General features: G+C 73.0%; 5 protein-coding genes. 4 read left to right on the forward strand and 1 reads right to left on the reverse strand.

What is annotated here, in order from left to right; translation table 11 throughout:
• Both ABYE80_RS15120 and ABYE80_RS15125 read left to right on the forward strand, forming a co-directional pair.
• A partial coding sequence (locus ABYE80_RS15120) for a hypothetical protein (RefSeq protein WP_372791118.1) occupies positions 1–1,273 on the forward strand: 1,273 nt, incomplete at its 5' end.
• Between the two features lie 21 nt (positions 1,274–1,294).
• A complete protein-coding gene (locus ABYE80_RS15125; protein ID WP_372791119.1) occupies positions 1,295–2,995 on the forward strand; it encodes a thiamine pyrophosphate-binding protein in 1,701 nt (566 codons plus the stop codon).
• A 17-nt stretch (positions 2,996–3,012) separates the two neighbouring features.
• Here the strand turns inward: ABYE80_RS15125 and ABYE80_RS15130 are convergent, their stop codons facing one another.
• The gene (locus tag ABYE80_RS15130; protein ID WP_372791120.1) at positions 3,013–4,578 is read right to left on the reverse strand and encodes an aldehyde dehydrogenase family protein; all 1,566 of its coding nucleotides are present in this window, start codon (positions 4,576–4,578) and stop codon (positions 3,013–3,015) included.
• A 185-nt stretch (positions 4,579–4,763) separates the two neighbouring features.
• Here ABYE80_RS15130 and ABYE80_RS15135 point away from each other — a divergent pair, with 185 nt between their 5' ends.
• Positions 4,764–6,521 (forward strand): Ig-like domain-containing protein, encoded by a 1,758-nt coding sequence (locus ABYE80_RS15135; protein ID WP_372791121.1) that lies wholly within the window; start codon positions 4,764–4,766, stop codon positions 6,519–6,521.
• Between the two features lie 48 nt (positions 6,522–6,569).
• The coding region (locus ABYE80_RS15140; protein WP_372791122.1) for an FAD-dependent oxidoreductase at positions 6,570–6,889 on the forward strand (320 nt) is incomplete at its 3' end.

Here is a 6,889-nt window from a genome sequence, read left to right on the forward strand (position 1 = left end):
AAGCGCCGCGATATCCTGGGTGGTCGTGCCGCAGTTCCTGGACATCGAGCAGTCCCTCCTCCTGCTGGAGCTCGAGGCCCCCTTCGCCAAGCGCGAGGTGCAGCTGGCGCGCCGGCGGCTGGCGAAGATCTGGCACCCCGATCTGGCCCCACCCGGCAAGCAGTTCGCGCACGAGCGGCACCTGAAGGCGATCAACGAGGCCGCTGACCAGCTCGAGCGTCTCGCCGAGGAGTCCCGGGGCGGCACCGTCTCGCGCAACGCGGTCAAGGTCAGCGCCGCGGCGGCGCGCGCGGCGCGCGAGGAGGCGGGCCGCAAGGCCTACGAGGCCGAGCAGCGCGCCCGCGAGCAGGCCGCCGACCGCGAGCAGAACGACCCGTTCGGCGCGCGCGTCCCGGACCACTCGGTCGTGCACCGCTACGCGCGCTGCATCGCCTACCCGGAGTGGGGCGTCGGGTCGGTCACCGGCATCTACTTCACCGGCGGCGGCGACGACATCCAGCAGTGGGCGCGGCTGAAGTTCGAGATCGGCGTGCGCACCGTGCCCGCCGACTCGCTGCAGTTCGTCGACTTCTCCAAGCCCGACCCGGGCGCCGATCGCGTGCAGCGCTTCCTCCTCGCCGCCCAGCACGCGATGCACGAGAACAACTACGAGCTGGCTGCGCAGCGGCTGATCTACGCGCGCGACGCGGATCCCAAGAACCCGTCCGTCCTGCGGTTGATGACCCTGGCCTTCTGGCAGGCGGGCAACCTCGAGGCGGCCGGCCGGTCCGTGCGCGACTGGGCCCGGGTGGAAGGCGAGCGGCCCGCGCCGCACCGCTTCGCCTCACGGATCTACGAGGACATGCGGGCGTTCGAGCTCGCCGCGGAGGCCGCGGACCGCGTCACCGACCGCGCCCCGGAGGACGCCTCGGCGTGGGAGCGGGTCGGTCGCGTACGGCTGCGGCTCATGGACCGCGAGCGGGCGATCGCCGCCCTGGAGAAGGCGCGCACGCTGGGCCCCAGCGCCGAAGGCCTGCTGGACCTCGCCACCGCACTGCACCTCGCCGGAGACCTCGGCGGGGAGGTGACCGCCACGGAGCAGGCGACGTTCCTTGCGCCGGAGTGGGAGGAGGCGTGGTCGCGGTACGCGCACGCGCTGGCCCGCACCGACAGGACGTCGGACGCCATCTCCGCGTGTGAGCGGGCGCTGGCGCTGGCCGCGGACGACGCCGAGGTCGCCGACCTGCTCGAGCGCCTGCGGGCGATCGAGGCACGGGTGCTGCCCGCAGCCTGAGCGCCCCGTAGGGTGGCGGACGTGGGAACGACGTCTGCCGCCGACCTCCTCGTGCGTGCCTTGGAGGACGCGGGCGTGCGCGTCGCGTTCGGGCTGCCCGGGGTCCACAGCCTGCCGGTCTGGGAGGCCTTGCGCACCAGCCGTGTCCGGATGGTCGGCGTCCGTCACGAGCAGACCGCGGCCTACGCGGCCGACGGGTGGGCGCGGGCCGGCGGCGAGGTGGGCGTCGCGATCGTCACGACCGGACCGGGGCTGGCGAACACGGCTGCCGCGGTCGGCGAGGCATGGGCCAGCGGCTCGCCCCTGGTGGTGGTGGCCACGGACGTGCCGCTCGCGCTGCGTCGTGCGGGGATGGTCGGCGGGGCGCTGCACGAGGCGGCCGACCAGCGCGCGATGTTCTCGGGTGTGACGAAGGCGACGGTGCGGGTCGAGGAGCCGAGCGACGTCGGGCACGCCGCGGCCCAGGCCCTGACCGCCGCCCTCGCCGCACCGCAGGGCCCGGTCCTGCTGGAGATCCCGGCCGACGTGCTGGCCGCGCCCGTGGACGGGGGTGAGGCGATCTCCGCGGACGCGCCCGTCTACGCGGAGACGCCCGACGTCGACGCCGCGCTGCCGCACCTCCTCGCCGCGGAACGGCCGCTCATCTGGGCGGGCGGCGGCGCGCTGCGCGCCGGCGCGGGGCCCGCGATCGGCGAGCTGGCGCGACGGCTCGACGCCCCGGTGCTCACGACCTACGCGGCGCGCGGGCTCCTGGCCGGGCACCCGCTGCTCGTCGAGCTGCCGCCGCATCTCCCCGAGGTGGGGGATCTCTGGGATCGTGCCGACCTCGTGCTGGCGGTCGGCAGCGATCTGGACGGGATGACCACGATGAACTGGCGCCTGCCGCAGCCGCCGCGGCTCGTGGCCGTCAACGTCGACGGCGCCGACGCGACGAAGAACTACCGCGCCGACGCGGTCGTGACCGCCGACGCGGTGCTCGGGTGCGAGGAGCTGCTGGAGGGGCTGGAGGACGCCGGACAGGATCCGCCCGGCGCCGGGTACGCATCGCCCGCGTGCGAGCTGCCCGGTCTGGAGAGCGCCTGGTACGGCGACCTCGCCGCGGTGCGGGCCGCCGCGCGCCGACGCCTGCGGGCGGAGCACCCCGACGAGCTCGCGTTCCTCGACACCATGGCACGGGTCGTTCCCCCGGACGCGATCGTGGTCGCGGACATGTGCGTCGCGGGCTACTGGCTCGCGGGGTTCCATCCCGTCCCGGGCGAACGCCGTCTCCAGTACCCGATGGGGTGGGGCACGCTCGGCTACGCGCTGCCCGCCGCGATCGGGGCCGCGCTGGCCTCGCCGTCGCGCGGGGCGGTCGCGGTCTGCGGGGACGGCGGGTTCCTCTTCGCCTGCGGGGAGCTGGCGACGATCGCCCAGGAGCGTCCGCCGCTCACCGTCGTGATCGTCGACGACGGTGGCTACGGGATGCTGCGTTACGACCAGCGGCACGCCGGGCGCGAGCCGTCGGGCGTCGACCTCGTCGGGCCCGACCACGTCGCCCTCGCGGCGTCCTTCGGTCTGACCGCCGAGCGCGTCGACGGCCTGGGCGACGCCTTCGGGGAGGCGCTGGGCCGTCACATCGCCGACCCGCGACCGAGCGTGCTCGTGGCGCGGGCGGCTCTGACCCCGCCGCCCACCACCTCGCCCCGCTGGTACAGGACCGGCCCGCCGGCCTGGGCCTGAGCGCGGTCAAGGAGGGGCTACAGCCGGAAGTCGAGGTCGGCCTGCACCTCCTGGGTCTCCATCTGCGCCTTCTGCAGGCGGCCGCTGAAGTCCCAGTTGAGCGCCTGCCAGCGGGTGAACTGGTCGAGCACCCAGACCCCGGACTGGCGTGAGCCGTTGCCGGACCGCCCGTTGCCCCCGAAGGGCAGGTGCGCCTCGGCGCCGCTGGTGGAGTTGTTGACGCTGACCATCCCGGCGCCGCACCGCTCGCGGAAGCGGAAGGCCGAGCGTGCGGAGGTCGTGTAGATGGAGGCGCTCAGCCCGTAGCCGTGGCCGGTGGCCAGGGCGATCGCCTCCTCCCAGTCCTCGAAGCGGGCCACTCCGACCAGCGGGCCGAAGGTCTCCGTGTTGGCCAGTTCGTCGTCCGCGCGTACGCCGGTCACGACCGTGGGATGGACGAACAGACCGCCCTCGGGGTCGAGATCGCCGACGAATCCGGCGCGAGGGCTCGCCTTGGTGATGCGACCCACGGCGGTCGATCCGTGGATCGCGTGGTGGTCACGGACCAGCCCGAGGTGGTCGTCCTCGAACCGCCGCAGGAACCGCTCGTCGATCATGGGGCCGTAGAGGACGTCGAGCGAGGGGTCGCCCACCGTCGCCTGCTCGACGGCGGTCACCAGCCGGGAGACGAACGCGTCGTGCACGTCCGCATGGACGATCGCGGTCCCGAGCGAGGTGCACCGCTGACCCGCCGTGCCGAAGCCGCTGAACAGCGCGCCCTCCACGGCGAGGTCGAGGTCGGCGTCCGGCATCACGACCAGCGGGTTCTTGCCGCCGAGCTCCAGGCACGGCGACTGCAGATGACGACCGCACAGCGCACCGATCTGGGCTCCCACCGCCGTCGAGCCCGTGAAGCCGACCTTGTCCACCAGCCCCGCGTCGAGTGCCTGTGCCAGACCGTCGAAGGTCGTGGCGCCGTCGGCATGGACCACCTGCAGGACCCCCGCAGGGAGCCCGCCCGCCCGCAGCAGGCGCGCCAGCGCGTCCGCGCTCGCGGCGGCGTACTCCGCCGGCTTCCAGACCACGGCGTTGCCACACAGCAGCGCGGGGACGAGGTACCACGCCGGGACCGCGACGGGGAAGTTCCCGGCCGTGATGATCGTCGCCACGCCGACGGGAGCGCGGAAGGTGAACAGCTGCTTGTCGGCCATCTCGCTCGGCACCGTCTGGCCGTACAGCCGCCGGCCCTCGCCGAGGAAGAAGTCGCAGGTGTCGACGATCTCCTGCACCTCGCCCAGCGCCTCGGCATACGGCTTGCCGATCTCCGCGGTGACGAGTCGGGCCAGGGCGTGCTTGTTGGCCTCGACGATCCGGCCGATCTGCTGCACGGCACGACCGCGGACCGGAGCGGGCGTCGCCGCCCAGGCGCTCTGGGCGGCCCGTGCGTGCCGGCAGGCCTCGACGAGCGACCCCGCGTCGTCGAGCTGGACCTCGGCGACCACCTCGTCGAGGCGGGCGGGGTTGCGGGACACCCGCACCGAGCTCGCGGCACGCGGGATCCGGGCGCCGTCGAGCAGGCTGGTCACCGTACGGGGAGCGGTCATCGCACGACCATAATCTGCGACGCCTTGCGCGGTCCTTCAGATCACGGCACCATCGGCCGATCAGCAGGGTGTCGGCGGCGCTATCGCCGAGCACGCCGTTGCGCTACAACCACCATCAGGCTCCGCGCACAGGGGTCGTCGTCCATCTCCGCCTCCGAGGTCCAGCCCCTATGCGTACGACGTCGATGCTCACCCTGCTGTGCAGTGCAGCGGTCGCGTGCAGCGTCTCCTCCCCCGCCCACGCCGCCACCTACGGATTGGTGATGCCGGGCGACCTGCCGCCGGAGAACCCGCTCGTCACCGAGGTGACCAAGCTCGCTCCGAAGACGGCCAAGATCTTCGTCACATGGGACGTCATCGAGCCCAAGCAGGGTGCGTACGACACCGGCAAGATGGACCAGTACGCCCGGACGATCCTCAACCTGAACAAGCACGGGATCGCGGTGACCGTCGTGTTCTTCGGGGCGTCCGCCTGGGACGTCGCGGACCCTGGGGCCCGGGGGAGCACGCCGCCCGAACCCGCGGGCTTCGCCGCGGCGCTGGGGACCTTCGCCGGCCACCTGGCCGGCCACGGCGCGGGCGGGGCGAGCACGCCGACGTCGTTCGCGGTCTGGAACGAGGCCGACGAGAAGGTGTTCTGGACGGGTGCCCCCGAGCCCGACCGCTACGTCGATCTGCTGAAGCGGTCGGCCGCCGCGGTCCGGGGCGCGGACCCGAGCGCGAAGGTCGTGTTCACACCGCTCACCTCGGGCAACTGGCGCTTCCTGCAGGCCGCCTACGATCGCGGCGCGAAGGGGCACTTCGACGCCGTCGGCGTCGACGCCGACACCGCCTGCAACATCGCGTCGCCGTACCTCTACTACCGCGACCCGGCCGACAGCAGCAAGCTCGGCCAGACCTCGTTCCTCGGTTACCGCGAGGTGCGCAAGACGATGCTCGCCAACGGGGACGACAAGCCGATCCTGCTCGAGATCGGCTGGTCGACGGCCACCGGTGCCACCTCGTGCAACCAGGGCCTGGAGGCCGGGAGGAAGCCGGGGGGCGTCACCGAGGCCCAGCAGGCGCAGTTCCTGCGCGAGGCCGCCCACTGCCTCACGCAGGACGCGTACGTCCAGACCGCCTACTGGTTCGAGATCCAGGACCGCGGACGCACTCCCAGCAACCCGGACGAGAACTTCGGCCTGCTGAGGGCCACCGGGGAGCGCAAGCCGGCCTACACGGCCTTCGAGCAGGCCGTGGCGGGCATCGACACGCTCGCCGGCCAGGAGTGCGGCGACTTCCGGCCCCCGGAGATCACCGTGCTCAGCCCGGCCCCCGGCCAGCAGTACTCCGACAAGATCGACATCCAGGCCAAGGCCACCGACGCCAACGGGATCGGCCGGATCACCTTCCGGTTCGACGGCGTCAACGAGATCCGCAACTTCACCGGTGCGGACGTGGGGAACGACCGGATCGTGGGGCTCACCCCCTGGTACAAGAGCAGCGACCTGCCGCTCGGTCGTCACACGATCGACGTCATCGCGATCGACGGGTTCGGCAACACCGCCGTCAAGGAGGTGCCGATCGAGAAGGTCGCGCCCGGCCAGGTCGTCTCGACGTTCCGCGCCGTGTACCGGGGCGACAAGAAGGTCGCCTGCAAGAAGCGCTCCTGCCGCGTGCGGGTGTCGCTCGGACGGCCGCCGGGCGCGAGCAGCGTGAGCGGGAAGATCCTCGCCCAGTGGCAGTGGTACTCCCCGCCGAAGCCCAAGAAGAAGGGCGTGCGCAAGAAGGCGGTCCCCGGGACGTGGAAGACGCTGCACAAGTCGCGCAAGCCCGCCAACAAGACCGTCACGCTCAAGCAGAAGGTGCGCAAGGCCGGTCGCTGGCGTTTGCGCCTCACGCACGAGGCCGCGCCGCCGTACCGGACGTCCCAGGTCAAGGCGATGGCGTTCCGGGTGCGTTGAGCGGGCGCGGACTGGCCACCCCGTCGCCTCGGAGGTAGCGTCGGCCTCGTGAGCTCCTCGGTCATCGTGTGCGGTGCCGGTGTCCTTGGAGCGTCGGTCGCCGACCGGCTCGCTCGCAGCGGCTGGGACGTCACGCTAGTCGAGCCGGTCTCGCCGGGGCACGTGCGGGCCGGCAGCGGCGGGGAGTCGCGCCTGATCCGCTGCGCCCACGGCGACGACGTGTGGCACGCGCAGGATGCCGCCCGGGCCTCGGTGCTCTGGGATGAGCTGGACCCGACCGTCCGCGTGCCCTGCGGCGTCGCGTGGTTCGCGCGGCGAGAGGACGGCTGGGAAGCCCTGAGCGCCCGCACGCTCGAGAGCCTCGGGAT

Source organism: Paraconexibacter sp. (genome assembly GCF_041602235.1).
GTDB lineage: Bacteria > Actinomycetota > Thermoleophilia > Solirubrobacterales > Solirubrobacteraceae > Paraconexibacter.

What these genes read in the sequence shown, in the direction of transcription:
- ABYE80_RS15135 (WP_372791121.1), top strand. Translation starts at nt 4,764, where the DNA reads ATGCTCACCCTGCTGTGCAGTGCAGCGGTCGCGTGCAGCGTCTCCTCC.
- ABYE80_RS15130 (WP_372791120.1), bottom strand. Translation starts at nt 4,578, where the DNA reads ATGACCGCTCCCCGTACGGTGACCAGCCTGCTCGACGGCGCCCGGATC.